General features: G+C 65.0%; 27 protein-coding genes and 1 pseudogene. 14 read left to right on the top strand and 14 right to left on the bottom strand.

Features of this window, described 5'->3' with window-relative positions; all coding sequences use genetic code 11:
* Positions 1-255 precede the first annotated feature (255 nt).
* The 3 genes from clpA to IVB19_RS21290 all read left to right on the top strand — a co-directional run bounded on the left by clpA (position 256) and on the right by IVB19_RS21290 (position 3,287).
* On the top strand, positions 256-2,661 hold the full coding sequence (gene clpA / locus IVB19_RS21300; protein ID WP_018455181.1) for an ATP-dependent Clp protease ATP-binding subunit ClpA: 2,406 nt from the start codon (positions 256-258) through the stop codon (positions 2,659-2,661).
* Between the two features lie 81 nt (positions 2,662-2,742).
* Complete coding sequence (locus tag IVB19_RS21295) at positions 2,743-3,039, top strand: hypothetical protein (RefSeq protein WP_245288412.1); 297 nt, start codon at positions 2,743-2,745, stop codon at positions 3,037-3,039.
* Positions 2,979-3,287, top strand: coding sequence for a cupin domain-containing protein (locus tag IVB19_RS21290; protein WP_018455180.1), 309 nt, complete (start codon positions 2,979-2,981; stop codon positions 3,285-3,287). Before IVB19_RS21295 ends, IVB19_RS21290 begins: the two co-directional genes overlap by 61 nt.
* 46 nt (positions 3,288-3,333) lie before the next feature.
* Here the strand turns inward: IVB19_RS21290 and IVB19_RS21285 are convergent, their stop codons facing one another.
* The 5 genes from IVB19_RS21285 to IVB19_RS21265 all read right to left on the bottom strand — a co-directional run bounded on the left by IVB19_RS21285 (position 3,334) and on the right by IVB19_RS21265 (position 7,583).
* The gene (locus tag IVB19_RS21285; RefSeq protein ID WP_051112982.1) at positions 3,334-4,755 is read right to left on the bottom strand and encodes an MFS transporter; all 1,422 of its coding nucleotides are present in this window, start codon (positions 4,753-4,755) and stop codon (positions 3,334-3,336) included.
* Between the two features lie 146 nt (positions 4,756-4,901).
* Positions 4,902-5,123 carry a hypothetical protein gene (locus IVB19_RS21280; protein ID WP_162496372.1) on the bottom strand — a complete coding sequence of 74 codons (222 nt, stop codon included), beginning with the start codon at positions 5,121-5,123 and terminating at the stop codon, positions 4,902-4,904.
* A gap of 26 nt (positions 5,124-5,149) precedes the next feature.
* Positions 5,150-6,175 carry an aldo/keto reductase gene (locus tag IVB19_RS21275; protein ID WP_085351373.1) on the bottom strand — a complete coding sequence of 342 codons (1,026 nt, stop codon included), beginning with the start codon at positions 6,173-6,175 and terminating at the stop codon, positions 5,150-5,152.
* A 116-nt stretch (positions 6,176-6,291) separates the two neighbouring features.
* Positions 6,292-6,528, bottom strand: a complete 237-nt coding sequence (locus IVB19_RS21270) for a hypothetical protein (protein WP_085384439.1) — start codon at positions 6,526-6,528, stop codon at positions 6,292-6,294.
* 98 nt (positions 6,529-6,626) lie between these two features.
* The gene (locus IVB19_RS21265) at positions 6,627-7,583 is read right to left on the bottom strand and encodes an AraC-like ligand-binding domain-containing protein (protein ID WP_018455176.1); all 957 of its coding nucleotides are present in this window, start codon (positions 7,581-7,583) and stop codon (positions 6,627-6,629) included.
* Between the two features lie 197 nt (positions 7,584-7,780).
* Here IVB19_RS21265 and IVB19_RS21260 point away from each other — a divergent pair, with 197 nt between their 5' ends.
* The gene (locus IVB19_RS21260) at positions 7,781-8,797 is read left to right on the top strand and encodes a carbon-nitrogen hydrolase family protein (protein WP_018455175.1); all 1,017 of its coding nucleotides are present in this window, start codon (positions 7,781-7,783) and stop codon (positions 8,795-8,797) included.
* Positions 8,798-8,823: 26 nt separating this feature from the next.
* On the top strand, positions 8,824-9,864 hold the full coding sequence (locus IVB19_RS21255; protein ID WP_085384438.1) for a phenylacetaldoxime dehydratase family protein: 1,041 nt from the start codon (positions 8,824-8,826) through the stop codon (positions 9,862-9,864).
* A 5-nt stretch (positions 9,865-9,869) separates the two neighbouring features.
* Here the strand turns inward: IVB19_RS21255 and IVB19_RS21250 are convergent, their stop codons facing one another.
* Positions 9,870-10,508 carry an HAD family hydrolase gene (locus IVB19_RS21250; RefSeq protein WP_085351376.1) on the bottom strand — a complete coding sequence of 213 codons (639 nt, stop codon included), beginning with the start codon at positions 10,506-10,508 and terminating at the stop codon, positions 9,870-9,872.
* 233 nt (positions 10,509-10,741) lie between these two features.
* On the opposite strand from IVB19_RS21250, the gene IVB19_RS21245 reads away from it, so the two are divergent.
* Together IVB19_RS21245 and IVB19_RS40725 are read left to right on the top strand one after the other, a co-directional pair.
* Positions 10,742-11,038: a hypothetical protein gene (locus tag IVB19_RS21245; RefSeq protein ID WP_085351377.1), complete on the top strand. Its 297-nt coding sequence runs from the start codon at positions 10,742-10,744 to the stop codon at positions 11,036-11,038.
* A gap of 76 nt (positions 11,039-11,114) precedes the next feature.
* Positions 11,115-11,309: pseudogene (locus IVB19_RS40725) on the top strand (hypothetical protein); the annotation flags it as partial.
* Between the two features lie 47 nt (positions 11,310-11,356).
* On the opposite strand, the gene IVB19_RS21240 reads toward IVB19_RS40725, so the two are convergent.
* Entirely contained in the window at positions 11,357-12,397 is a 1,041-nt protein-coding gene (locus IVB19_RS21240) for a TRAP transporter substrate-binding protein (RefSeq protein ID WP_204513945.1), read from the bottom strand.
* Between the two features lie 115 nt (positions 12,398-12,512).
* Between IVB19_RS21240 and IVB19_RS21235 the strand changes: the two genes are divergently transcribed.
* From IVB19_RS21235 to tsaA, 4 genes are all read left to right on the top strand, one after another.
* Complete coding sequence (locus IVB19_RS21235; protein ID WP_162496378.1) at positions 12,513-13,457, top strand: lytic transglycosylase domain-containing protein; 945 nt, start codon at positions 12,513-12,515, stop codon at positions 13,455-13,457.
* A 106-nt stretch (positions 13,458-13,563) separates the two neighbouring features.
* Entirely contained in the window at positions 13,564-14,304 is a 741-nt protein-coding gene (locus IVB19_RS21230; RefSeq protein ID WP_018455168.1) for an AzlC family ABC transporter permease, read from the top strand.
* Positions 14,301-14,651 carry a branched-chain amino acid transport AzlD family protein gene (locus IVB19_RS21225; protein ID WP_018455167.1) on the top strand — a complete coding sequence of 117 codons (351 nt, stop codon included), beginning with the start codon at positions 14,301-14,303 and terminating at the stop codon, positions 14,649-14,651. Before IVB19_RS21230 ends, IVB19_RS21225 begins: the two co-directional genes overlap by 4 nt.
* Positions 14,652-14,682: 31 nt before the next feature.
* The gene (gene tsaA / locus IVB19_RS21220) at positions 14,683-15,174 is read left to right on the top strand and encodes a tRNA (N6-threonylcarbamoyladenosine(37)-N6)-methyltransferase TrmO (protein ID WP_018455166.1); all 492 of its coding nucleotides are present in this window, start codon (positions 14,683-14,685) and stop codon (positions 15,172-15,174) included.
* A gap of 109 nt (positions 15,175-15,283) precedes the next feature.
* On the opposite strand, the gene IVB19_RS21215 is transcribed toward tsaA, so the two are convergent.
* From IVB19_RS21215 to IVB19_RS21200, 4 genes are read right to left on the bottom strand one after another with little or no spacing between them, the layout of a single operon-like run.
* A complete protein-coding gene (locus IVB19_RS21215) occupies positions 15,284-15,712 on the bottom strand; it encodes an HIT family protein (RefSeq protein ID WP_018455165.1) in 429 nt (142 codons plus the stop codon).
* A gap of 52 nt (positions 15,713-15,764) precedes the next feature.
* Positions 15,765-17,009 carry a GNAT family N-acetyltransferase gene (locus IVB19_RS21210; protein ID WP_204511402.1) on the bottom strand — a complete coding sequence of 415 codons (1,245 nt, stop codon included), beginning with the start codon at positions 17,007-17,009 and terminating at the stop codon, positions 15,765-15,767.
* A 54-nt stretch (positions 17,010-17,063) separates the two neighbouring features.
* Positions 17,064-17,810, bottom strand: coding sequence for a glycerophosphodiester phosphodiesterase (locus tag IVB19_RS21205; RefSeq protein ID WP_018455163.1), 747 nt, complete (start codon positions 17,808-17,810; stop codon positions 17,064-17,066).
* 5 nt (positions 17,811-17,815) lie between these two features.
* On the bottom strand, positions 17,816-18,283 hold the full coding sequence (locus IVB19_RS21200; RefSeq protein ID WP_007611287.1) for a RidA family protein: 468 nt from the start codon (positions 18,281-18,283) through the stop codon (positions 17,816-17,818).
* Positions 18,284-18,517: 234 nt separating this feature from the next.
* On the opposite strand from IVB19_RS21200, the gene IVB19_RS21195 reads away from it, so the two are divergent.
* Together IVB19_RS21195 and IVB19_RS21190 are read left to right on the top strand one after the other, a co-directional pair.
* Complete coding sequence (locus IVB19_RS21195) at positions 18,518-19,363, top strand: cell envelope integrity EipB family protein (RefSeq protein WP_007611285.1); 846 nt, start codon at positions 18,518-18,520, stop codon at positions 19,361-19,363.
* A gap of 65 nt (positions 19,364-19,428) precedes the next feature.
* Positions 19,429-19,830, top strand: coding sequence for a RidA family protein (locus IVB19_RS21190; RefSeq protein ID WP_007603265.1), 402 nt, complete (start codon positions 19,429-19,431; stop codon positions 19,828-19,830).
* A 9-nt stretch (positions 19,831-19,839) separates the two neighbouring features.
* Here the strand turns inward: IVB19_RS21190 and IVB19_RS21185 are convergent, their stop codons facing one another.
* The 3 genes from IVB19_RS21185 to IVB19_RS21175 are packed head-to-tail and all read right to left on the bottom strand — an operon-like array spanning position 19,840 to position 21,844.
* Positions 19,840-20,247 (bottom strand): ACT domain-containing protein, encoded by a 408-nt coding sequence (locus IVB19_RS21185; RefSeq protein ID WP_085351383.1) that lies wholly within the window; start codon positions 20,245-20,247, stop codon positions 19,840-19,842.
* Positions 20,247-21,536 (bottom strand): DNA polymerase IV, encoded by a 1,290-nt coding sequence (locus tag IVB19_RS21180; protein WP_085395620.1) that lies wholly within the window; start codon positions 21,534-21,536, stop codon positions 20,247-20,249. Before IVB19_RS21180 ends, IVB19_RS21185 begins: the two co-directional genes overlap by 1 nt.
* Positions 21,533-21,844 (bottom strand): DUF3572 domain-containing protein, encoded by a 312-nt coding sequence (locus tag IVB19_RS21175; RefSeq protein ID WP_027518410.1) that lies wholly within the window; start codon positions 21,842-21,844, stop codon positions 21,533-21,535. The genes IVB19_RS21180 and IVB19_RS21175 overlap by 4 nt, the downstream gene beginning before the upstream one ends.
* A 266-nt stretch (positions 21,845-22,110) precedes the next feature.
* Here IVB19_RS21175 and IVB19_RS21170 point away from each other — a divergent pair, with 266 nt between their 5' ends.
* Entirely contained in the window at positions 22,111-22,476 is a 366-nt protein-coding gene (locus IVB19_RS21170; protein WP_007603272.1) for a response regulator, read from the top strand.
* Positions 22,477-22,479 lie beyond the last annotated feature (3 nt).

Genomic DNA, 22,479 nt, shown 5'->3' with positions numbered 1-22,479 from the left:
CATGTCGCAGTGTGATTGCCGCGTGATGTCTGCGCGCGATGTTCGTTGCAGAGGGCAAAACTACGGAATTTCGGACCGGTGCTGATCGTGCCCAAACCGGAACGGGTTTTGCATCAAAAAATACCGTAGCTGTGCAGCCGCCTGAGTCGCGGAACCGGTCTTTCGCCGCGATCTTGTATAACTATATGTGACAAAGGTTGTTGTTGCCTGACCGGGCGATGGCGATCATGATGGTGGGGGCCATAGAGGACGCGAATGCCGACTTTTTCCCAAAGCCTTGAACAATCCCTGCATCGTGCACTGGCGATCGCAAACGAGCGTCATCACCAATACGCGACGCTCGAGCATCTTTTGCTCTCCCTGATCGACGACTCCGATGCAGCCGCCGTCATGCGCGCCTGTAGCGTCGACCTCGACAAGCTCCGTACGAGCCTCGTCAATTATCTTGAGACCGAATTCGAGAACCTGGTGACGGACGGCGCCGATGACGCCAAGCCGACCGCAGGCTTCCAGCGCGTGATCCAGCGCGCGGTGATCCACGTGCAGTCGTCCGGTCGCGAAGAGGTGACCGGCGCCAACGTGCTGATCGCGATCTTTGCCGAGCGCGAGAGTCATGCCGCGTATTTCCTGCAGGAGCAGGACATGACGCGCTACGACGCCGTCAATTATATCAGCCACGGCATTGCCAAGCGGCCGGGCGTCTCCGAGGCGCGGCCGGTGCGCGGTGTCGACGAGGAGACCGAGACCAAGGGCAGCGAGGACGCCAAGAAGAAGGGCGAGGCGCTCGAGACCTATTGCGTCAACCTCAACAAGAAGGCGCGCGACGGCAAGATCGATCCGGTGATCGGACGCAATTCCGAGATCAACCGCGCGATCCAGGTGCTGTGTCGCCGGCAGAAGAACAATCCGCTGTTCGTGGGCGAGGCCGGCGTCGGCAAGACCGCGATCGCGGAGGGCCTGGCCAAGCGCATCGTCGACAGCGAGGTGCCGGAGGTGCTGGCGGCTGCGACCGTGTTCTCGCTCGACATGGGCACGCTGCTCGCCGGTACGCGCTATCGCGGCGACTTCGAGGAACGCCTGAAGCAGGTGCTGAAAGAGCTCGAGGCGCATCCCAACGCCATCCTGTTCATCGACGAGATCCACACCGTGATCGGTGCGGGCGCGACCTCGGGCGGTGCGATGGATGCCTCGAATCTGCTCAAGCCCGCGCTGGCTTCCGGCACCATCCGCTGCATGGGCTCGACCACCTACAAGGAATACCGCCAGCACTTCGAGAAGGACCGCGCGCTGGTGCGGCGCTTCCAGAAGATCGACGTCAACGAGCCGACGGTCGAGGACGCGATCGCGATCCTCAAGGGCCTCAAGCCGTACTTCGAAGACTACCATCGGCTGAAATACACCAATGAGGCGATCGAGGCTGCGGTGCAGCTCTCTTCGCGCTACATCCACGACCGCAAGCTGCCGGACAAGGCGATCGACGTGATCGACGAATCCGGCGCGGCGCAGATGCTGGTCGCCGAGAACAAGCGCAAGAAGACCATCGGCATCAAGGAGATCGAGACCACGATCGCCTCGATGGCGCGGATCCCGCCGAAGAGCGTGTCGAAGGACGATGCCGAGGTGCTCAAGCATCTTGAGCAGACCCTGAAGCGCACGGTGTTCGGTCAGGACAAGGCGATCGAGTCGCTCGCCGCTTCGATCAAGCTGGCGCGTGCCGGCCTGCGCGAGCCGGAGAAGCCGATCGGCTGCTATCTGTTCTCGGGTCCGACCGGCGTCGGCAAGACCGAGGTCGCGAAACAGCTCGCGGCGTCGCTCGGCGTCGAGCTGTTGCGCTTCGACATGTCCGAATACATGGAGCGGCACACCGTGTCGCGCCTGATCGGCGCGCCTCCCGGCTATGTCGGTTTCGATCAGGGCGGCCTGCTCACCGACGGTGTCGACCAGCATCCGCATTGCGTGGTGCTGCTCGACGAGATCGAGAAGGCGCATCCCGATCTCTACAACGTGCTGCTCCAGATCATGGATCACGGCCGGCTCACCGACCACAACGGCAAGCAGGTCAACTTCCGCAACGTGATCCTGATCATGACCACGAACGCGGGCGCGTCCGATCTCGCCAAGCAGGCGTTCGGCTTCACGCGCTCGAAGCGGGAAGGCGACGACCACGAGGCGATCAACCGGCAGTTCGCGCCGGAATTCCGCAACCGTCTCGATGCCGTCGTGTCGTTCGGCCATCTCAGCGTTGAGGTGATCGGTACGGTGGTCGAGAAGTTCGTGCTTCAGCTCGAAGCGCAACTCGGCGATCGCGATGTCACCATCGAGCTGTCCGATCCCGCCAAGACCTGGCTGGTGAAGCATGGTTACGACGAGCAGATGGGCGCACGTCCCATGGCTCGCGTGATCCAGGAGCACATCAAGAAGCCGCTGGCCGACGAGGTGCTGTTCGGCAAGCTCAAGGGTGGCGGCCATGTCCGCGTCGTTCTGGTCAAGGACGAGGCCGACGAGACCAAGGACAAGATCGGCTTCGAGTTCGTCGAGGGTCCGGTCACGCCGAAGCAGGAGAAGCTCCCGGGTGCCCGCAAGCGCCCGCCGGGCAAGTCCAAGCCCGGTGGCCCCGGCGGCTCGAAGGGGCCGACCAAGAGCCCGCTGGTCAAGGCTTGATCTGCGCGCGATGAATTGAAAAGGCCGACTGAGAAGCCGGCCTTTCTCGTTGGCAGCCAAATATAAGCAAGAAGATCCGGTATGACCAACACGCCTTCTGCAAACTCGTCGTCAGCTTCCTCGATCCCCGCCGACGATCCCGGCCGCGCCCTGACGGTCGCCGATCCCGACGGCGCTGACGTGCCGCATATCTCTGTGGCCGGCGGCACCTACACGGTTCTGGTGTCGGGCGCGCAGACCGCAGGACGCTATTGCCTGGTCGACATGCTGGTGCCCGCCGGCGGCGGGCCCCGCCGCACAGCCACGACTTCGAGGAGATGTTCACGCTGCTCGAAGGCGAACTTGAATTCACCTTTCGCGGTAAGTCCCATACCGTAAGTGCGGGGTCGACCGTCAACGTCCCGGCCAACGCGCCGCACGCGTTCAAGAACGTGTCCGGCAAGACGGCCCGTATGCTCTGCATGTGCGCGCCAGCGGGACAGGACGAATTCTTCCTGGCGGTTGGCTTTCCCGTCGAAGGCCGCACATCGCCACCGCCGAAGCCGACCCCGGAAGAGATGGCCGAGAAAGGCAAGCTGATCGCAGCACTGCTGCCGAAATATCGCACCGAGATGGTGAAGATGTGAGGCGCGGCGGACGCAGCCGAAATCGGCCTTCCCAAATGGTCGCGCGCTATTCGCCGCGCAGGCGCTGGTCGTCCTGCACGCGAACATGCTCGGCGCCGCGCGCACCCGCGGACGACAGCCGCAACATGCTCAGCGCTGCGCCGCAGAGCGCGAAGCCGACGCCGGTCAGCAACGCGATCCTGGTTCCCTCGATCGGATAGCGGCCGAGGAAGAGTGCCACCAGCGCTGCGCCGGTGGTCTGCCCAAGCAGCCGCGCCGTCCCCAGCATGCCGCTGGCGCCGCCGGCACGCTCGCGCGGGGCGGCCGCGATCATGGTGCGGTTATTGGGGGTCTGGAACAGGCCGAAGCCGGCGCCGGCCAGCGCCATCCGCCAGACCACGTCGAGCGGCGTGGGCGCAGCCGGCAGCAAGGCGAGCGCAGCGAGGCCGCAGGCGAACAGCGTAAGGCCGATGCCGCCGAGCAGGCCGGCCGGATAATGCTCCACCAGGCGGCCGGCGAGGGGGGCTGCGAACGCCACCGCGATCGGCCACGGCGTGATCAAGAGGCCCATATGCACCGCCGAATAGCCGAAGCGGCTCTGGAGATAGAAGGGGATCGCGACGAAGGCCAGCATCTGCCCGCAGAACGAGGCGATCGAAGTCGCAATCGACAATGCGAACACGGGGATGCGCAACAGGTCGATCGGCAGCAGCGGCGAGGCCATGTGGGTCTCGCGGTAGATCAGCAGCGCGCCGGCGACGAGCGCGATGGCGAACTGCACGAGGCAGGTGATCGCGGCTTCGCCATGACCGACGCTATCGACGGCCGCGATGCCGACGCCGAAGGTGATCGCGGACAGCCCCGCGCTCTGCCAGTCGAAGGAATGGCTCGCAGGCCTGGTGTGCGGCAGGCTGCGCAGGCCCAGCACCAATGTCACCACGCCGAGCGGAACGTTGATGGCGAACAGCCAGGGCCAGCTGCCGAACGCCAGGATACCGGCGGCGAGCGTCGGGCCGACCGCGGCTGAGAAGGCGACGACGAGAGCGTTGAGCCCGATGCCGCGGCCGAGCTGGCTGCGTGGGTAAGTGAAACGCACCAGCGCTGCGTTGACGCTCATGATGCCGGCCGCGCCGAACCCCTGCACGATGCGTGCAATCGTGAGGAGCGGCAGCGTGTGCGCCAGCGCGCAGAGTGCGGAGGCAAATGTGAACAGCACCAGGCCGACCAGATAGACGCGGCGATAGCCGACGATCTCGCCGAGCGAAGCCAGCGGCAGCAGCGAGATCGTGATCGCGAGCTGGTAGCCGTTGACGATCCAGATCGAGAACGCCGGGCTGGCGTCGAGGTCGGCCGCGATCGTCGGCAGCGCGACGTTGGCGATGGCGCTGTCGACCACTGCCATGATAATGCCGAGCGCAATGGTCAGGACCGCCTGGCCACGCTGCGGCTGCGGCAGGCCGTCGGCGTGCTCCATGGAGGCTGGCAACATGATGGCGGCGTGCTTGATTCGAGCCGTGGTTCGTCTCCGGATTAGGAAATTGCGAGATGCATCGCAACCCGGCAGGATACGGGCGGTTCCTGCGCCGGGAGCGGGTCTCCCGGCAGCGCGGGCATGGGTCGGCATGGCCTCGCGGCTCACCAGCGGGAGGTCGACTTCCCGAACACATAGAGCGCGCCGAGCCCAACCGTCACCGCGGTCGAGACGATCAGGATGGTGCGCTCCCAATCGATCCGCTCCGCTCGGCGCGGTTGAGATTGAGAGCGGTGAACAGGGCCTTCATGGCAAATCGGCGCATCGGCTGCCTCGCGTGAGCGCACGATGCCACTGTCGGCGCGGGCCGGCTTGATGCAGCTCAAGCCGGACTGCGCCGGCGTGCCGGTCTCTACACCGCCGGCGGATTGCGGTCGGTGAAAGTTGTGCGCTGGTGCCAGTAAGGATAGGGCAGCGTCACCTTGCTCGCCGCATCGAGCTTGGCGATCTGGTCCTTGGTCAATGACCAGCCGACCGCGCCGAGATTTTCGCGCAGCTGCGTCTCGTTGCGCGCGCCGATGATCAGCGTCGAGACGGTCGGACGCTGCAGCAGCCAGTTCAGCGCGATCTGCGAGACGCTCTTGCCCGTTTCCCTGGCGACCTCGTCGATCGCATCGACGACGCGATAGACGTGCTCGTCCGGCACGGGCGGGCCGAACTCGGCCGTCTTGGGCAAGCGGCTTACGTCAGGCTTTGGCTGGCCGCGGCGGATCTTTCCGGTGAGGCGTCCCCATCCGAGCGGCGACCAGACCACCGCGCCGAGGCCCTGGTCGAGGCCGAGCGGCATCAGCTCCCATTCGTAGTCGCGCCCGATCAGTGAATAATAGGTCTGGTTGGCGACGTAACGCGGGAAGCCATGCTTGTCGGCAACGCCAAGCGATTTCATCAGGTGCCAGCCCGAAAAGTTCGACACGCCCACGTAGCGGATCTTGCCGGCGCGCACGAGCACATCGAGAGTCGCGAGCACCTCTTCAGGCGGGGTGAAGGCGTCGAAGCCGTGAAGCTGGAACAGGTCGATGTAATCGGTGCCGAGCCGGCTCAGCGAAGCGTCGATGGCTGTAAGCAGATGCTGCCGCGACGACCCGATGTCGTTGGGGCCGTCGCCGAAGCGGAACGTCGCCTTGGTCGAAACCAAAACCTTGTCGCGGCGGCCCTTGATGGCTTCGCCGAGAACGCGCTCGGACTCGCCGAGCGAATAGACGTTCGCGGTGTCGAACATCGACACGCCGGCATCGAGGCAGATATCCAGAAGGCGCCGGGCTTCGGTCGCGTCGGTGGTGCCCCACGCAGCGAGGCGGCCCACGCCGCCGAAGGTGCCGGTCCCAAGACTCAAGGCGGGCACCATGAGGCCCGAGCGGCCCAAGCGTCGGTATTCCATCGATTTGCTCCTCGGCTGGCCGCTGATTGATCCCCGCGACCTCTGTGCCGGATCGTAATGCAAGGCTGCGCCGTGTCCTACCTCGCGCTCACATACCGGCCTTGCTTGGAAACGGCCTAGTCGTGCAGACGCATGTCATCGAATGCCGCGTCAGTCACGCGCGGGCTGGCCGTCGTCGCCGGAAGCGGAGCCGCGCCCCTCGTTACTGGTGATTGAAGGCAGGTGGCCTCGCTCTCGCGCGCCGGCCGCGGCAGGAGCGTCAGGCTCCAGCCCACCGCAACAAGCACCGCGAGCCGGATCGCGATCACGCCGAGCAAGACTTCCGATCCGCTTATCGTGGCGTTGGTTCTCATGTGCAGAGCCTGATCCCGGCTGCAGCACCTGACAATCTGGAATTCACGAGCACGGCCTTCGCCTGAAGCGAAGGCTCGGGCCATTGGCTGCCCGGACGTCAATGCCGCGACTGGCTCTGCCGGAAGTCGCGCGGTGACATCCCGAAATGCTCGCGGAAGACGCGGCCGAAATGCGAGAGGTCGTTGAAGCCCCAGGCGAAGGCGATCTCGCTGATGTGGCGGTGAGCGAGCACGGGGGAGGCGAGGTCGCGCCTGCATTGAGCGAGGCGCTCACCGAGGACGTAGCGCTGGAACGAGGTGTCCTCGTCAGCCAGGAGATCGTTGACATAGCGGGACGAGATGCCGAGCGCCGCTGCGGTCTCGGACAGCGAGAGGTCGGGATCGGCAAGATGAGCCCGGATATGCGCCTTCAATCGGTAGAGCAGGGCGGAGCGATGCGTCGAGGACGGCAGCGGCGTCTTGCCCAGCCGCTCGCCCAGCGCCATCGCCAGGACATCGACGGCCTGTTCCGACAGAGCGGCGGCGTGGTGCAGATCGATCTGATCCGCGCTCTGGCAGAGCCGGTAGATGAAATCGTAGGCGATCCTCTGCAGTGGCGAGTCCGGCCCGAAAGAGGTGGCAGTAAGAGTTTCGGTCGCGCCGAGCCGGCGCTGCAGCATCTCGCGCGGCACCTTGAAGATGGTCTGCGTGAAGATGCCGTCGAATTTCAGCTCGTAGGGACGGGTGGTGTCATAGAGCGCAAACTCTCCCGGACTGACCACGGCCTCGCGGCCGTCCTGCACCACGCCGCCGGCGCCGCGATTGCCGAGCGCGATCAGGATGAAGTCCTGATCCGAGCGCGCGATGCGCGACGGCGTGCGCAACACGTGTTGACGGTCGGAGCAGACCTCGGAGCATTCCGCCTTGCCCAGTGGCGCCCGGGTGACCGTGCCGCGAAAGGCGCTGCCAAGATCGGACCTGCAGTCGAGCCCGACGAAGACGTCGCAAACGATTTCCTGCCAGAGCGCAAGCCGGCGGTGGCCTGGGCTGTCGTCCGTGGTGAACTGGATTGGCATCTGCAGAGCCTCCCTTTCACATCCCGCAAAATCGCGTGTCGGCGCTGGTCCCGACTGACGAAGGCAAATCCCGTACCGGGTCGGTGAATCCCGTCCGGTCGAGTTTTTGTTCCGCCGCGGTCGAGCGCCCGCCGCCCGGCTTGGTCAAATAGACTGCATCGGACCTGGCTTCCGATCAACCGGCAAGGGAGGCGGGAATGGGCATCGAACATCCGAAATACAAGGTCGCGGTGGTGCAGGCGGCGCCCGCCTGGCTCGATCTCGACGCCTCGATCGACAAGTCAATCGCCCTGATCAGGGACGCCGCCGAGAAGGGCGCCAAGCTGATCGCTTTTCCGGAAGCCTTCATCCCCGGCTACCCCTGGCACATCTGGATGGATTCGCCGGCCTGGGCGATCGGTCGTGGCTTCGTGCAACGCTATTTCGACAATTCGCTGTCCTATGACAGTCTGCAGGCCGAGCGGCTGCGCGACGCCGTGCGCAAGGCCAAGCTCACTGCCGTGCTCGGTCTGTCCGAGCGCGACGGCGGCAGTCTCTATCTGGCGCAATGGCTGATCGGGCCCGATGGCGAGACCATCGCAAAGCGCCGCAAGTTGCGGCCGACCCATGCCGAGCGCACGGTCTATGGCGAGGGCGACGGCAGCGATCTCGCCGTGCACGCGCGGTCCGACATCGGCCGCATCGGCGCCCTGTGCTGCTGGGAGCATCTCCAGCCGCTGTCGAAATACGCCATGTATGCCCAGAATGAGCAGGTCCATGTCGCGGCCTGGCCGAGCTTTTCGCTCTACGATCCTTTCGCGCCGGCGCTCGGCGCCGAGGTGAACAACGCCGCCTCGCGCGTCTATGCGGTCGAGGGCTCCTGTTTCGTGCTCGCGCCTTGCGCGACGGTCTCGCAAGCCATGATCGACGAGCTCTGTGATCGGCCGGACAAGCACGCGCTGCTGCATGCCGGCGGCGGCTTCGCTGCGATCTACGGCCCCGATGGCAGCCAGATCGGCGATAAGCTCGCGCCGGACCAGGAGGGCCTCTTGATCGCCGAGATCGATCTTGGCGCCATCGGCGTCGCCAAGAACGCCGCTGATCCAGCCGGGCACTATTCGCGCCCCGACGTGACCCGGCTCCTGCTCAACAAGAAGCGATACCAGCGCGTCGAGCAGTTTGCGCTGCCGGTCGACACCGTCGAGCCCACGGACATTGCCGCGGCGGCGAGCTGATCGCCGCAATCGAGGGAGGCACGATCATGGAATCCGCAATTCCTCTGCATCTCGAGACGCCGCGCACGCGCCACAAGCGCGTGCCGGACGATTACCAGCCGCCATACCCGTCCTTCGTGGCGCGCTATAAGCCTTCCGTGAACCGGGTCGTGATGGCCTATTTCGGCCTTCAGTATCGCGGCACGGCGGCAGCTGCTGCAACGGACGCTCTCGCCGAAATCGCGGCGCGGTTTGCCGCGGAAGGCGGTCCTTCGCATTGGGACCGGGCGCAATATGTTGATCAGGCAGGCTACGAGAACGTCGTCTCGGTGGCCTATTGGGACGACATTGCGCGGTTCGACAAATGGTTTGCATCGGCGCGCGAGGCCTGGACCGGAGCGCAGCCCGAGGGCATCGGCACGTTCATCGAGGTGCTGCGCCCCACGGTGGCGCGGCACGAGACGCTGTTTTCCTCGCTCGGCCGGCCCGAGGGCGTCGCCGCAATCTCCGGCGGCATGAGCGGCGAGGTGCAGGAGCACGCCTATTGGGGCGGCATGCGCGACCGCATCCCGCTGTCACAGACCGGCCCGATGTCGCCGGGCGGCAATCCCGAGCTGATCCGCGACGGCGCGCGGCTGCGCGTGAAGGCGCACGACAATCTCTGTCTGATCCGATCAGGCCAGGATTGGAGCGATACCGAGACCTCTGAACGAAAGCTCTATCTCGACGACGTCGAACCGGTGTTGCGCGAGGGCATGGATTTCTTGCGCGATGACGGCCTTGGCATCGGCTGTTACGCCAACCGTTACATGCGCGTGCTTGCAGCCGGCGGGGACGCGAGTGAAAAGTCCTACGGTCAAAGCTGGTGGAAGAGCCTGGCGGCGCTGGAGCGGTGGGCGGAATCGCATCCGTCCCACGTCAGGATATTCGGCGCCGCGATGAAGTACCTGTCGACGCTCGGCCCCTCGGCAAAACTGCGGCTCTACCACGAGGTCACCGTGGCTGCTGCCGACGAGCAGTTCTTCGAGTACCTGAACTGTCACGCCAAGACCGGCATGCTGGCGGCGGTGGAGACCGTCGCCGCTTGATAGAGTTAGATCACGCAATGGCCGAGCAGCTCGGGATGCGCGGCGCAGATGTGATGCGCGCCGGCGTCCCGCAGCTCGGTCTCGCTGCCGTAGCCATAGAGCACGCCGATCGCGGTCATGCCGTTGGTGCGGGCGCCGACCACGTCATGGCTGCGGTCGCCGATCATGATCGCGCTGGCGGGATCGACCCTGGCTTCGTCGAGCGCGTAGCGCAGCAGGTCGCGCTTGTCGACGCGCGTGCCGTCGAGTTCGGAGCCGAACACCCGCTCGAAATACGGTTTGAGGCCAAAATGCTCGACGATACGGGTGGCGTAGACCGCGGGCTTGCTGGTCGCCACGAACATGCGCGGTGTTGTCGCGGCAAGCGTTGTCAGCGTGTCCACGATACCGGCATAGGCTTCGTTCTCGAACAGGCCGACGTCGCTGAAGCGCTCGCGATAGAGCAGCAGCGCCCGGTCGGCGAGTTCCGCGCTGCCCGTGAGCTTTTGCAGGCTGGCATGCAGCGGCGGCCCGATGCACCAGGTCAGCTCGTCCTCGCTCGGAACCGCAACGTTGAGCCGCTCCAGGGCGTACTGGATCGAGCGCGTGATCCCGGGCTTCGGGTCGGTCAGCGTGCCGTCGAGATCGAAATAAATGGTCACCATATTGTCGCGCCTGTGTTGATACCGCCGCCTATTGCCAGACCTAAACGAGGCCGGGGGCCAAGGCAAACGCGCAACCATTGTCACGCCGAAAATCGCCTTCCCGATACCGCGTATCCCTTAAAGCTCGCTATTCGCGGGAGGGAAGCGTAGAGTCGCGCCATCACCGCCTTTCCATTGGCATCGACCGGTGACTGAGGGTCACCAGCGCTCCCGCCGACTGAGCAGGAGCGTGCATGACTCGATTTCGTCTGGTCGACTGGATCCGCCGGAGAGCGCTTCTCGTCGCATTGATGCTTGGCACATTGATACTTGGCACACTGTCGCAAGGCGCTGTCGCGGCAGGACCGGACTGCCGGGCGATCGAAAGCACGAGCGGACGTCTCGCCTGCTACGATGCTGCGTTTCCTCCGAAGGAAAAAAAGCCCGCTGCTGCGGAAGGCGATGGGTCCCGTGCTGCCTACAAGGACCCGTTCGTGGCGGAAGAGGCCAGAACCGCGGCGAAGCTGAAGAACATCTGCCGCGGCTGTTGAGGGTTGCTCGTTCGCCGCGCTCGTCGATCAACGAGTCCGGACGAGGGATCGAGACGATTTTTTCAGGAGAGGCCGGATGAGCGAGCGACTTGAAACCCTGAAGAAGGCCCGTGAGCGCATGATCGAGGACAGGGACGCGCATGCGAAAGTGCTGGCCGCCCCCTTTGTGCGCGACACGGCCGAGCGAGCGCGCAACAAGTTTATCGAGATCCAGGCGCTGATTGATGCCCTCGACCGCGCCATCCGGGGCGAAATCCCGGTTGCGGTCAAAACTAAGGCGGTAGGCAGCGAGACCAGCGGAGCGCCGCTACCGCTCCCTCATTGCTGTCTCGCCCATTCGACGATGGCGGTCGCCTCCGCGCCTGCCCGGGTTTCCCAGGCGGTGATCGCGCCCGTTGCTGCCTTCCGCAGCTCCGTGACAAGGGACGCAGGCGCCGGCTCGGCGATATGGACGCCATTGTCGCGCATGCGCGCATAGTTCTCGATGGTGCGGTGGCTCAATAGCGCCAGCTGGCTCTGCTCAGTCTCGGCCGCCGCCGCCAGCACCTCGCGCTGCATCGGTTCGGACAGTTCGGCAAAGGCGTCGCTGCGGACGAAGGCGATCGAGATTGGCATCGCGTAGTTGATGGCCGTGAAATGCGGCAGGAAGTCCCACAATTTGCGTCCCGCGCCGCCGTCGCCGGAGGTGAGGAAGGCATTCAGCCGGTGTTCCCTCAGTCCGGCGAGCGCCGCATCCATCGGCAGGAATTGCGCGTTCGCGCCGGCTGCGCGCATGACCTCGGTGGAATTGGCATCGTAGGTTCGCAGGTTCAGTTTCGGCAGGTCGTCAGCACCGTCGAGCGACTGCTCCGACCAGAGGCCCGTGGCCGGCCAGATCGTCACATAGAGCAGCTTGAGGCCGCGCGCAGCCAGCGCCTTCTCATAGAGCGGTCGCGCCCGCAGATTGGTGGCCCGGGCGAGATCCACCGATTGCACGAGAAAAGGCAGGGTGGACAATCCGAGCACAGGGTCGAGGCCCGAGAGCGCGCCCGCGAAGGCATCGCCGCCCGCGATCCGGCCGTCCAGCGCCGCGCGCGGCATCTCGCCCGAGTTGATCTTGAGCTGGTTGTCGAAGGCGTTAGTCACGGTCACGAAGCCGTGGGTACGGTCGGAGACGCGGCTGGCGAAAGTCGCCAGCCCAATCCCGGAGATGTTATTCTCAGGGTATTCCGTGGTCATCCGCCAATTGACTTGAGACGCGACTTGAGACGTCACCTGCGCGGCGGCTGGCGCGACGCTCAGGATGAGCGCGGCGAGGACAAGGATCGCGCGGATCCGGTTGGCGGGGTAACGCATTGGGAGAAGCAGGTCAGGCAGCATAATATTGGCGACCCGTCGAACCATGGCACGATGCCACAACATTGTTGATCACACTGTCGCATGCCGCGCCGAGGCGCGCTACCGCCGTGCCTGCGCGCGATGGGTGCAGATTGCGATGTGCATCATCTCCGCGCTGCTTGTCTCGTCGACCCAGGCCGCGGCATGGGACAGTTCGCCCGCCAAGACCGACGTTGCCATCCCAAGCGTCGAAGAACTCGCTGTGCAGCCGGAGAAGCCCGGTGCGCGGGAGAGCGACACGCGGGAGTCGATCTGCCTGATCATCGAGGCCGCGGCGCGCGATGCCAATCTTCCGCTGGAGTTCTTCGCCCGCGTGATCTGGCAGGAAAGCCGCTTCCAGACCGATGCGGTCGGGCCGGTGACGCGCAGCGGCGAGCGGGCGCAGGGGATCGCGCAATTCATGCCGGGCACCGCGAGCGAGCGCGGGCTGCTCAATCCCTTCAATCCGGTGCAGGCGCTGCCGAAGTCGGCGGAATTCCTGAACGAGCTGCGCAACCAGTTCGGCAATCTGGGGCTGGCGGCGGCCGCCTACAATGCCGGGCCGCGCCGGGTGCAGGAATGGCTCGCCGGCACCGGCGGCATGCCCGAGCAGACCCGCAATTACGTTCTTGCGATCACCGGCACGAGCGTCGATGCGTGGGCCAAGGCAGGCGCGACCGGCAAGGGGCCGCCCAGCGTGCCGCCGACGAGCTGCCGCGATCTGATGGCGCTTTTGAAGCGCGCGCCGAATGCCTTCGTCGCCGAGCTCGAGCAGCATGTGGAGCTTGCGGCTGCAAAGGTCTGGGGCGTGCAGCTCGCCGCGGGCTTTGACCGCAACCGCGCGCTGGCGATGTACTCCCGCGCGGTCACGCGGCTGAGCGCCGTGATCGGCGAACGTGATCCGAGCCTGCTCAGCTCGGTGATGCGCAGCCGCGGCACGCGCGCCTTCTACCAGGTGCGCATCGGCGCCGATACGCGGAGCGAGGCGGATGAACTCTGCGGTCGCATCCGCAAGGCCGGCGGGGCGTGCTTCGTGCTGAAGAATCGCGGTGTGAGCGGGTAGGGCATCTGTCCCAGCGTGCATGCCAGCCCCGCCGTGCGCTTTCTTGACGCGAGGCGCCGCATTGCCCGTTATGCGGGCACGATTCCTCATCCGGCCAAGACTCCCCGTGGCGCTTCCTCCGCTCAATTCACCTCAATGGCAAAGTCCCTGGCGCGCCTTTGCGTGGGGGCTGCGCTCGATCACGCAGACCATCCTCACGCTCGTGCTGTTCGTGACCTATCTCGGCATCGGCGCGCTCGCCCACGACACACATTTCAGCCTGCTCTGGGCGCTCTGCTCGACGCTGTTCGTCTGGGCAGGTCCGGCGCAGATCATCCTGATCACCACGCTTGGCTCCGGCGCGACGATCGTCCAGTCCGCGATCGCGGTCACCGTCAGTGCGATCCGGCTGTTTCCGATGGTGGTCTCGGTGCTGCCGTTGATGCGCACGCCGACGACGAAACGGCGCGAGCTGTTTTTCGCGGCGCATCTCACCGCGGTGACACTGTGGGTCGAATGCCATCGCTTCCTGCCGCAGGTACCGCGTGAACGCCGGATCGCCTTCGTCAACGGACTTGGCTTCGGTCTTGTCTCGGTGTGTCTCACCGCCAATGCGGTCGGCTATTTCCTTGCCGCCAATCTGACTCAGACGCTTGGCGCGGCGATCCTTTTGCTGACGCCGCTGTCCTTCCTGTTCTCGACCGCACGCAACAGCCGCGAGCTCGCCGATGTCGTCGCCCTCGCGCTGGGCATATTGCTGTATCCACTGGCCGCGAAGATCAATTCCGGCCTCGACATCCTCGTCAGCGGGCTCGTGGCGGGCACGATTGCCTATGGCGCGCATTGGTGGCGGGAGGTGCGCGCATGAGCTTTGCGCAGCTCATCGGCGACTGGCACGCGCTGGCGGTGCTGTTCGTCGCCGGCGTTGTTCCCAACCAGATATGGCGCATGCTGGGCCTGTGGTTCGGCGGCGGCATCGACGAGGGCTCCGAGCTTCTGGTCTGGGTACGGGCGGTCGCCACGGCGACCCTGGCCGGCGTCATCGCCCAGATCGTGGTCGAGCCCCCCGGGGCGCTTGCGAGCGTGCCGGACGCCCTGCGCTACGGTGCGGTCGGCGCCGGCCTCGTCGTCTTCCTGCTGGCCCGCCGCTCGATCTTCGCGGGCGTGGTCGCGGGCGAAGTCTTCATGCTGGCCGGCAAGTGGTGGTTGGGCTAAAACCGCCGGCGAACAGCAGGGAATTGGACATATGGTTCGCGAAAACCAGCTCCGCGAGGGTGAAGTCTCCATCGAGCTGCCGCCGACGCAAGATGCCGGACTCGTCTTCATCGGCCGCATCCGCACGCCCTGGAGCTCGCGGATGGAGACCCCGCGGCAGGGCCGGACAGACGGCCCGATATGTCGGCTCGAGATCTTCGAGCCGTTCGTGCCGGCGATCAAGGGCGTCGATTTCTACAGCAATCTCGAAGTGCTTTACTGGCTCGACAAGTCGCGCCGCGACATCGTCCTGCAAAGCCCTAAGAACAACGAGAAGACCCGCGGCACGTTTTCGCTGCGCTCGCCGGTGCGCCCTAATCCGATCGGCACGTCGATCGTGAAGCTGGTCGGCATCGAAGGCAACGCGATTCTGGTGCGCGGGCTCGATTGCCTCGACAACACGCCGCTGATCGACATCAAACCAGATCGTTGCGAGTTCACGCCGCTGGCCGCCCCGCAGCCGGGAGATTTTCAGACGGAGTGAAGTGTCTCCTCCGTCATTTCGAGGAGCTCTTGCGACGAAGCAATCCAGACTGTAGCCGCGGAGGCAGTCTGGATTGCTTCGCTGCGCTCGCAATGACGAGTGGAGAGCGTCAGCCCGCCTTCAACGCCGCGATCAGCTTGGTCGCGTTCTCTTCCAGCACCTTGACGTCTTCCTTGCGGCTGGCGGGCGGAAGCATCGCCACGCCGTCGTGGCGCGGCATCACGTGCATGTGGAGATGAAACACCACCTGTCCGCCGGCCGCCTCGTTGAACTGCTGCACGGTGATGCCGTCGGCCTTGAACGCCGTCATCGCTGCGGCAGCGATTTTGTGTGCGCCGCGGGCGACGTGGGCGTAGTCGTCCGGCTTGATGTCGAGGATGTTGCGGGCAGGAGCTTTTGGAATCACCAGCGTGTGGCCCGGTACCCGCGGCATGATGTCGAGAAAGGCGAGCACGTGCTCATCCTCGTAAACCTTGTGGCAGGGGAATTCACCGCGGAGGATCTTCGCGAAGATGTTGTCGGGGTCGTAGGCGGTCATGGCGGCGGCTCCCTGGAATTTTGCGCTTACTGTCACCAGCCGCAACGAACCGTCAAGGCGCCTCGTCGGCGCCTTTGCGGAACGGGCCGAGCTCGGCCAGCTCCCGTCCGGCTTCCGCAACATAGGCGCGCTCGCGCTTGAGGTAATCGTCGATGGCGCGGCGCAAGCCCGGATCAGCGATGAAGTGAGCGGAGTGGGTGGTCCGCGGCAGGTAGCCGCGTGCGATCTTGTGCTCGCCCTGCGCGCCGGCTTCGACATTCGCCAAACCGCGTTTGATGGCGAAGTCGATCGCCTGGTAATAGCAGACCTCGAAATGCAGGAAGGGATGATGCTCGACCGCACCCCAGTTGCGGCCGAACAGCGTGTCCGAGCCGATGAAGTTGATCGCGCCCGCGATCCAGCGATCGTTGCGGCATGCCATGACCAGCAGCACGTCCTGGCTCATGGTTTCGCCGATCAGCGAGAAGAATTCCCGCGTCAGATAAGGGCGGCCCCATTTGCGCGAGCCGGTCTCCATGTAGAACATGAAAAACGCATCCCAGGCATCCTCGGTGATCTCCTTGCCCGTGAGGCAGTGGATGGTGACCCCGGCAGCCAGCGCATCGCGCCGTTCGCGCTTGATCGATTTGCGGTGGCGGGAGTTCAGCGTCGCCAGGAAATCGTCGAAACTCGCAAAGCCTTCGTTGTGCCAATGGAACTGCTGGTCGGTGCGCTGGAGGAAGCCGTGCTCGGCGAGCAGCTTCCACTCCGCCTCGCGGGCGAAAGTGACGTGCACCGAGGAAGCCTTGCTGACACCGCACAGCGCCACCAACCCGCTCGCCAGCGCTTCCATGATGTGCTCGCGGTCAACGCCGTCGCGGACCAGCAGCCGCGGTCCCGTCGCCGGCGTGAACGGAACCGAAACCTGCAGCTTCGGATAGTACCGCCCGCCGGCGCGCTCATAGGCATCGGCCCAGCCGCGGTCGAAGACATATTCGCCTTGCGAGTGCGATTTCAGATAGCAGGGCACGACGCCGGCGACGCGACCGTCGACCTTGGCCACGAGATGCCGCGGTCCCCAGCCGGTGCGGATCGTGGCCGAACCCGATTTCTCAACGGCCGATAAAAACGCGTGGGAGACGAAGGGGTTATAGCCGGGCTTTGAGAGGCCGAGGGAATCCCCTGGAAGTCCGGATGAGGTTCCCTTGCCATGCCCATTACAAGACTTGCCGCCGGGATTGGCGCAGGCGTCCCAGTCGTCCGGCGATACTTCGCCAATGGAAGGTACGGCCTCAAGGGTGATTTCGGATGGTGCCATCGTGCCCAAGATCGTGCATTGCAGCAGCGACTTCAAGAGTGGGAAACATCAAGCCTAGGGTACGAAGCCCTCGAAGATCATCTGATCCGCATATTGCGCGACCCGCGTCCGCTGCTCGGTCGTACGCACGGTCCAGCCCAGTAGAGCGCAGCCGAACACATTGCGGGCGATCCAGAGGGCGGGGGCGGGCAGGTCGTCGACCCTAAAGGCGACGAACTGCGGCTGGGTCTGAAAACCATGGCGCAGGTACAGCATGCTGTCGCGCTGCTGCTGCGTCAGATGAGCCCAGTAGTCGTCCTGATAGCTCCGTTGCGCGACGATGCCGCGGGGGCGGGATGGCAGCAGCTCGCGCAGCGCCAGCACCTGGTCCGGGTCGAACGACATGCCGACCGCGGGGCCATCATAGGACGCGAGCACTTCGGCCATCCGCTTCACCAGCTTGCGGTCGCGGTCAAAACGGCTCTTAACCTCGATCACCAGCGGCACGCGGCCGCCAACAAGGGCGCAGAGGTCGCTGAGCGACATCATCCGCTCGGCCGTGTCCTTGAACGTGAGCGCCTTCAGTTCAGTGGCGGTTTTCTCGACCAGCGGGCCGGTGGCCTCGGTCAGGCGGCCGAGCGCATGGTCGTGATGCACCATGGCCTCGCCGTCGGCGGAGAGCTGGATGTCGACCTCGATGGAGAAATTGCCCGCAATTGCAGCCTGCACCGCGCCCGGCATGTTCTCGACGATGCCGCGGGAAATGTCGTGCAGGCCGCGATGGGCGACCGGGCGGGCTGTCAGCCAATCAGGAGCGCGCATTCGCCTCAGGCGACCTCAAACACGCCTTCGACCTCGACCGCCGCATCCGCGGGCAGGGAGGCGACGCCGACAGTGGTGCGGGCATGACGGCCCTTGTCACCGAAGGCGGCGACCATCAGGTCGGAGGCGCCGTTGAGGACCTTCGGCCCGTCCAGGAAGTCCGGCGCCGAGTTGATGAAGCCGCCGAGGCGCACCACGCGCACGACCTTGTCGAGGTCGCCCAGCGCCGCCTTGACCTGGGCCAGCAGATTGACGGCGCAGCCGCGGGCGGCCGCGGCGCCGTCTTCGATGGTCACGCCGGCGCCGAGCTTGCCCTTGGCGATCAGCTTGCCGGCGGGATCGAAGCAAACCTGGCCGGAGACGAACAGCAGATTACCGGTGCGCACGAACGGCACGTAGTTTGCCACGGGGGTGGGGGCCTCGTGCAGCTTGATGCCCTGTTCCGCCAGCTTCTGCTCGACCGTGCCCGCCATGTCCGACCTCGTTGTCCAAAAATCCATCCGCCCCGGCGCATCCCTTGCAGGCCGGGCGGGCCCTGTTTCGCCCATCGTGCCGCCACATGCAAGCAACCGTCGGGGGTGGCATTTTGTTGAGGCAGGGCAGGAGGTTCAACGCAAAGGCCGCAACTTTACGTGAAACGGCCTCAGTTGCGACGCAATGGAACGGTCATTAAAATGTCGAATCTGCGCTTTCCTCAGGAACCAGACATGCTGCACCTTTTCCGGACTTCGCTCGGTGTGACGGCGCTCGCGGCGGCCGCTCTCGGCCCCGGAGGCGGGGCGTTGGCCGCGAACGGTCCGTTTCTCGCGCATCAGGCGCTCTATGATCTGAGCCTGGTGAAATCGCGCTCGAATTCGATCAACAGCGCGCGCGGCCGCATCCTCTACAATTTCACCGGAAGTTCGTGCGAGGGCTACACCTCCGAATTCCGCCAGGTTTCCGAGCTCGACAGCGGCGAGGGCAAGGTCACGCTCAGCGACCTCCGCTCCAATTCCTGGGAGGACGCCGGCGGCAAAAGCTACCGCTTCAAGATCGAGACGCGGATGAACGAGGCGGATGCCGGCCGGGTCGACGGCTCGGCTGAGCGCGACGGCGACCACATCAACGTCAAGCTGAAGCTGCCGGCCCCGAAGAGCTTTACGCTCGACGGCAAGATCGTATTCCCGACCGAACAGATCCAGCGCATCATTGCCGCCGCCAAGGACGGCAAGTCGCTGCTCGAACTCTCCGTCTATGACGGCTCCGACGATGGCCAAAAGGTCTACAACACGCTGACCGTGATCGGCCAGCCGATCCCCGCCGAACGCGAAGGCTCGCCCGATCCCTCGACGTCCGACGAGCACATGAAGTCCCTCAAGCGCTGGCCCGTCACCGTCAGCTATTTCGATCGTGAGGCCCAGCAGAAGGAAGGCGAGCAGACGCCGGTCTATGCGATGGCGTTCGAGCTCTACGAGAACGGCGTCTCGCGCCAGCTTGTGCTCGATTACAACGATTTTGTGATTTCGGGCGCGATGGGCAAGTTCGACGCGAAGGACAGCAAGCCCTGCAATTGAGGGCTGGCCTGCAACGCGGTCTCTGGCTACGCTCCTCCCAACCACAAACATCCGGGAGGCTCGTCATGCCCAAGCTCGATCATCTCCGTCCCAGCGGCCTGCATCACAATCCCGCCTATTCGCATGTCGTCACCGCCACGGGGGCGCGGACGATCTACATCTCCGGCCAGGTGTCGGTGGACGAGGAGGGGCGGATTGTCGGCGAGGGCGATCTCGCGGCGCAGACCACGCAGGTGATGCAGAATCTCGGGCATGCGCTGAAGGCGGCCGGCGCGAGCTACGCCAACATCGTGAAGATCACGACCTTCGTCGTGAACTACAAGCCGGAGCTGCGCCCGATCATCGGCAAGGCCCGCTCGGCCTTCTTCGAAGGTATGGAGCCGCCGGCGAGCACGCTGGTCGGCGTCTCGGCGCTCGCCGCGCCGGAATGGATGATCGAGATCGAAGCGGTGGCTGTCGCGGATTGAGATCTTTCGCTACAAGTGTGTTGCGTTGGACATCTCTCGCAGAAGAACCATCGCGTCGTCGGCCCTGTCTGCCGGCACAAACAAATGATCGTGGTGAAACGCCGACACGGCGTTCACGCTGATGCCGGCTGCGGCGAGACGTGCCGTGATCGCCGCCAGGAAGCCGACCGCATCGAGTGCGGAGTGAACCGTCAGGGTGATCAGGCACGATGCAAATGCGTGGCGTAGTCCTGCCGCTTCGGCCTCTTCGCGCAGGAGCACCAGCGTCGTTCCTTCCTGCTCGCAAAACGTCAGCAGTGGACTGAGCGCTGCGGGAACTGGCTCGTTCGTCGGGATCGTGCAGAACACGAAGATGCCCGGCCGCATCTCCGGCTTCATGTGTCTCAGCAGTGCGTGGAGGTCGCGTTCGCCTGTCATCACTCCTGCGCCTTTTCCGGCCCCTCATACGCGATGCCGCGGATCACTGCGGCGCTGCCGAATTTCTTGCGCAAGCTGTCCACCGCGCGCTCGGCATGGGCGGCGCGGCGGTCGAGCATGTCGGTGTCGTCGGCGACTGAACCCTCGCGCAGGGCGCTGACGCCGGCGCCCATCAGGCGGAAGGCGGTGCCGTCGATCTCTTTCGCCAGCATCTCGCGGCAGATCGAGAAGATCTTCGCGGCAAGCTGCGTCGGGGCCGTGATCGACTGCGAGCGGGTGCGCTGGCGGAAATCGGCGGTCTTCAGCTTCAACGTGACGGTCAGGCCGGCGAGCTCGCTGCTCTTAAGGCGAGACGACGTCTTTTCGCACAGCCGCCACAAAATCTTCTCCAGCGTCGCGAAGTCCCGGATGTCGGTCTCGAACGTCGTCTCGCTCGAAATCGTCTTGGCGCCCCGATCGGGCTCGACGCGGCGGTCGTCGATGCCGCGCGCGAGTCGCCACAGCCTGCGGCCGTCACTCGGAAACTGCCGCATCACCTCGATCTCGTCGGCCTTCTGCAGGTCCGCGATGATGCGGAAGCCGCGTTGCACCAGACGCTCCTGCGTCGCGGGTCCAACGCCGAAAATGAAACCGACCGGCTTCTCCGCCAGCATCAGGCGCGCTTCGTCCTGGTCGAGCGCAGCAAACCCGCGCGGCTTGTCCAGGTCGGAGGCGATCTTCGCCAGGAACTTGTTGCAGGAGAGGCCGACCGAGACGCTGATGCCGATGTCGCGCTCGATGTTGCGTGCGAACCGCGCCAGCACCTTGGCCGGGATCATGCCGTGCACCCGCTCGGTGCCGGAGAGATCGAGGAACGCCTCGTCGATCGAAAGCGGCTCGACCAGCGGCGTCAGCGCTTGCATGGCCTGGCGCACCTCGCGCCCGACCCGGACATATTTCGCCATGTTCGGCGGGATCACGGCTGCATGCGGGCAGGCTTCCAACGCCTTGTACATCGGCATGGCCGACCGCACGCCGTAGGTGCGGGCGATGTAGCAGGCGGCCGACACCACGCCGCGCTTGCCCCCGCCGATGATCACGGGCTTGTCGGCGATGTCGGGATTGTCGCGCTTCTCGACGGTCGCGTAGAAGGCGTCGCAGTCGATATGGGCGATGGTCAGGCTTGCGAGCGCGCGGTGGCGGGCGAGGCGGGGGGAACCGCAGGCGGAACAGCGCCGCACGCCCATATCCAGATCGGCCGAACAATCCCGGCAGAAGCAGCGGGGCCCGGCCGTCTCCAAGGAGGTCACGGCACGTCGCGCTCCCAATTGGGGTCGCCGAGCGCGTCGCCGAGAACCTGCCGCGCTGCGGCAACGTTGGTCGGATGCAGTTCCGCCGTGCTGGCAAAAGCCTTCACGGTGGCGTCGTCGCGCATCACGAAATCGAGCACGCTCAGCAGGAAATTGGGGTCCGAGGCGGCATTGCGCAGCATCTCCGGGCCGACCCCTGTCTCGGCCAGGAACAGGCCCAGCCGCTCGGGTTCGCCCGCGACGAAAGACAGCGCCTGAAGCGCAACGATTTCAGCGACTTCGCGCGGGTTGTGAACAGGCTTTTTCACGTGGCCGGTTTGCCTTTCCGTTAACTTTCGGTGTCTACTTTGGGGCCACCATGCCCGAGTCTCGTTTCCAAGTCTCTTGCCCAGTCTCTTACCCAAGTCTTGCGACCCCCGACAAGCAACTGGAAACCACATCGCAGAAAGTCGGCCCTCGGGTTTAACGAAACTCAAGCGAATTCGAGGCTAGTTTGAATCCAGTTTTCGAAGCGCCGGCGACCGGCGCCTGAGGCGTCACATGCATCGGTCTGCGGACCAATCAGGAGGGCGGGATGGCTAAGACCGTCCTGATCGTGGAAGACAACGAGCTCAACATGAAGCTCTTCCGCGACCTGTTGGAGGCGCACGGCTACCAGACCACCGGCACCAGCAACGGCTACGAGGCGCTCGACCTCGTTCGCAAGATGCGGCCCGACCTCGTGCTGATGGATATCCAATTGCCGCAGGTCTCGGGCCTGGAGGTGACGCGCTGGATCAAGGACGATCCGGAGCTGCGCAGCATTCCCGTCGTCGCCGTCACGGCGTTCGCGATGAAGGGCGACGAAGAGCGCATCCGCGAGGGCGGCTGCGAGGCCTATTTGTCCAAGCCGATCTCGGTCGGCAAATTCATTGAGACGGTCCGACGTTTCATCGGATAGGAA

Source organism: Bradyrhizobium sp. 187 (genome assembly GCF_023101005.1).
Taxonomy (GTDB): Bacteria; Pseudomonadota; Alphaproteobacteria; order Rhizobiales; family Xanthobacteraceae; genus Bradyrhizobium; species Bradyrhizobium canariense_D.
Note: the sequence above shows the minus strand (reverse complement) of the source record. Positions and strands in the feature narration are given on the sequence as shown.

Excerpts from the sequence above, each read along its gene's own strand:
- clpA (WP_018455181.1), top strand. The coding sequence starts at position 256 with ATGCCGACTTTTTCCCAAAGCCTTGAACAATCCCTGCATCGTGCACTG.
- IVB19_RS21295 (WP_245288412.1), top strand. The coding sequence starts at position 2,743 with ATGACCAACACGCCTTCTGCAAACTCGTCGTCAGCTTCCTCGATCCCC.
- IVB19_RS21290 (WP_018455180.1), top strand. The coding sequence starts at position 2,979 with ATGTTCACGCTGCTCGAAGGCGAACTTGAATTCACCTTTCGCGGTAAG.
- IVB19_RS21285 (WP_051112982.1), bottom strand. The coding sequence starts at position 4,755 with ATGTTGCCAGCCTCCATGGAGCACGCCGACGGCCTGCCGCAGCCGCAG.
- IVB19_RS21275 (WP_085351373.1), bottom strand. The coding sequence starts at position 6,175 with ATGGAATACCGACGCTTGGGCCGCTCGGGCCTCATGGTGCCCGCCTTG.
- IVB19_RS21270 (WP_085384439.1), bottom strand. The coding sequence starts at position 6,528 with ATGAGAACCAACGCCACGATAAGCGGATCGGAAGTCTTGCTCGGCGTG.
- IVB19_RS21265 (WP_018455176.1), bottom strand. The coding sequence starts at position 7,583 with ATGCCAATCCAGTTCACCACGGACGACAGCCCAGGCCACCGCCGGCTT.
- IVB19_RS21260 (WP_018455175.1), top strand. The coding sequence starts at position 7,781 with ATGGGCATCGAACATCCGAAATACAAGGTCGCGGTGGTGCAGGCGGCG.
- IVB19_RS21255 (WP_085384438.1), top strand. The coding sequence starts at position 8,824 with ATGGAATCCGCAATTCCTCTGCATCTCGAGACGCCGCGCACGCGCCAC.
- IVB19_RS21250 (WP_085351376.1), bottom strand. The coding sequence starts at position 10,508 with ATGGTGACCATTTATTTCGATCTCGACGGCACGCTGACCGACCCGAAG.
- IVB19_RS21245 (WP_085351377.1), top strand. The coding sequence starts at position 10,742 with ATGACTCGATTTCGTCTGGTCGACTGGATCCGCCGGAGAGCGCTTCTC.
- IVB19_RS21240 (WP_204513945.1), bottom strand. The coding sequence starts at position 12,397 with ATGCTGCCTGACCTGCTTCTCCCAATGCGTTACCCCGCCAACCGGATC.
- IVB19_RS21235 (WP_162496378.1), top strand. The coding sequence starts at position 12,513 with ATGTGCATCATCTCCGCGCTGCTTGTCTCGTCGACCCAGGCCGCGGCA.
- IVB19_RS21225 (WP_018455167.1), top strand. The coding sequence starts at position 14,301 with ATGAGCTTTGCGCAGCTCATCGGCGACTGGCACGCGCTGGCGGTGCTG.
- tsaA (WP_018455166.1), top strand. The coding sequence starts at position 14,683 with ATGGTTCGCGAAAACCAGCTCCGCGAGGGTGAAGTCTCCATCGAGCTG.
- IVB19_RS21215 (WP_018455165.1), bottom strand. The coding sequence starts at position 15,712 with ATGACCGCCTACGACCCCGACAACATCTTCGCGAAGATCCTCCGCGGT.
- IVB19_RS21210 (WP_204511402.1), bottom strand. The coding sequence starts at position 17,009 with ATGGCACCATCCGAAATCACCCTTGAGGCCGTACCTTCCATTGGCGAA.
- IVB19_RS21205 (WP_018455163.1), bottom strand. The coding sequence starts at position 17,810 with ATGCGCGCTCCTGATTGGCTGACAGCCCGCCCGGTCGCCCATCGCGGC.
- IVB19_RS21200 (WP_007611287.1), bottom strand. The coding sequence starts at position 18,283 with ATGGCGGGCACGGTCGAGCAGAAGCTGGCGGAACAGGGCATCAAGCTG.
- IVB19_RS21195 (WP_007611285.1), top strand. The coding sequence starts at position 18,518 with ATGCTGCACCTTTTCCGGACTTCGCTCGGTGTGACGGCGCTCGCGGCG.
- IVB19_RS21190 (WP_007603265.1), top strand. The coding sequence starts at position 19,429 with ATGCCCAAGCTCGATCATCTCCGTCCCAGCGGCCTGCATCACAATCCC.
- IVB19_RS21185 (WP_085351383.1), bottom strand. The coding sequence starts at position 20,247 with ATGACAGGCGAACGCGACCTCCACGCACTGCTGAGACACATGAAGCCG.
- IVB19_RS21170 (WP_007603272.1), top strand. The coding sequence starts at position 22,111 with ATGGCTAAGACCGTCCTGATCGTGGAAGACAACGAGCTCAACATGAAG.